We start from the raw sequence: 1,228 nt of genomic DNA, 5'->3' as shown, positions 1-1,228 counted from the left end.
GTTCAAATAATTTTTTTCAAATACGCCCGGAGGCATCTGGGCGATTTGAAATTCAATCATCCTGTCAAAAGCATTAAGTAGCGGCGAGAAGTCGTTATCCGGCTCCAATAAACTCAACGCATAAAACCCTGCTTCCACTGTCGAAAGACTGTTGTCTGAAGGCGCTTTACGAATTGTATAGTGACCTTGTAAATCCTCGGGAAGCTTTACTGTGGTTAAAGTGTGCAAGTTGGTGGAAAGCTGCCACATTTTATAGGCTTTTTTCCACGTGCCATCGAGCAAAATCAAGCGTGTTTTTCTTGTGCGCTCGCTCTCGGTACACGCAATGTCTGAAAGGCACTGTGATTGCTCCGACGGATAAAGGATAAAATGCTGATACGCTTCATCGGTGAGTAACGCGTTTAACTGTGCGTCGTCAGAAAAATCCTCGCCAATCAAACAAGTACAGTTCTTTAAACTCAAATTGAGAATCCGTGCCGTACCAAGTGGACGATGCGCTTCACTCGTATGCTGAAGAATGATAAGTTCAACCCCGCTTGCTAGCGGTACGATCCATTGGCAAATACAGGCTTTGCGCGATTTTCCACACTGAGAACAATAACGAGACATAGAGTGAACCTTTATACATTGCTGACCATCATCAGCGTTATCTGCTTAGTACTACAATTCGAACCAATGGCGAGCCTCACCGAATGGCACGCTTACAACATACGTCATGGTGAATGGTGGCGAATCGTAACAGGAAATTTCACGCATACCAACTTTGCCCACCTTGGAATGAACTTGGCAGGATTATGGGTTATCGCGTTTATATTCCGTCCTAGTGCACGCAACTTCTCGATTGTTTTTCTTTTGCTTTGTGCCTTTGTCGGCGCAATGAACTTACTGACTAGCATGTCAGTCTATGTCGGCTTGTCTGGCGTCTTACACGGTTTGTTTGGTTTTTGGGCTCTCAGAGAAGTGTTTGAAAACAGAAGAAGTAGCCTACTCTTAGTCGCCGGACTTATTGCGAAAATCGCATGGGAGCAACTTTATGGCCCTTCAACCAGCACTGCTGCAATGATAGGCGCTCGTGTTGCTGTTGATGCACACCTGTTTGGTGCAATGGGAGGCTTAGGTATGGCATTAGTAGAGAAAGGATTCCATCGCCGTATATTTGGATAAAAAATCCCGAACCACGAAAGAGGGGCTGGTTCGGGAAAGCAGTAACCGGAAACGAAAACTCAGT

At 45.4% G+C, this 1,228-nt stretch carries 2 protein-coding genes; one reads left to right on the top strand and one right to left on the bottom strand.

Annotation, left to right across the window (positions count from 1 at the left end):
- A partial coding sequence (locus tag R7M72_RS25075; protein WP_318056456.1) for a tRNA-uridine aminocarboxypropyltransferase occupies window positions 1–609 on the bottom strand: 609 nt, incomplete at its 3' end.
- 3 nt (window positions 610–612) lie between these two features.
- Here R7M72_RS25075 and rrtA point away from each other — a divergent pair.
- Window positions 613–1,164, top strand: a complete 552-nt coding sequence (gene rrtA, locus R7M72_RS25070; protein ID WP_029999312.1) for a rhombosortase — start codon at window positions 613–615, stop codon at window positions 1,162–1,164.
- The last annotated feature ends 64 nt before the right edge of the window (window positions 1,165–1,228 follow it).

The sequence above is a fragment of the Vibrio sp. YT-18 genome, from assembly GCF_033337345.1.
In the GTDB taxonomy this organism is placed as follows: Bacteria; Pseudomonadota; Gammaproteobacteria; order Enterobacterales; family Vibrionaceae; genus Vibrio; species Vibrio alginolyticus.
This window is presented reverse-complemented; position numbering and strand designations above follow the sequence as displayed.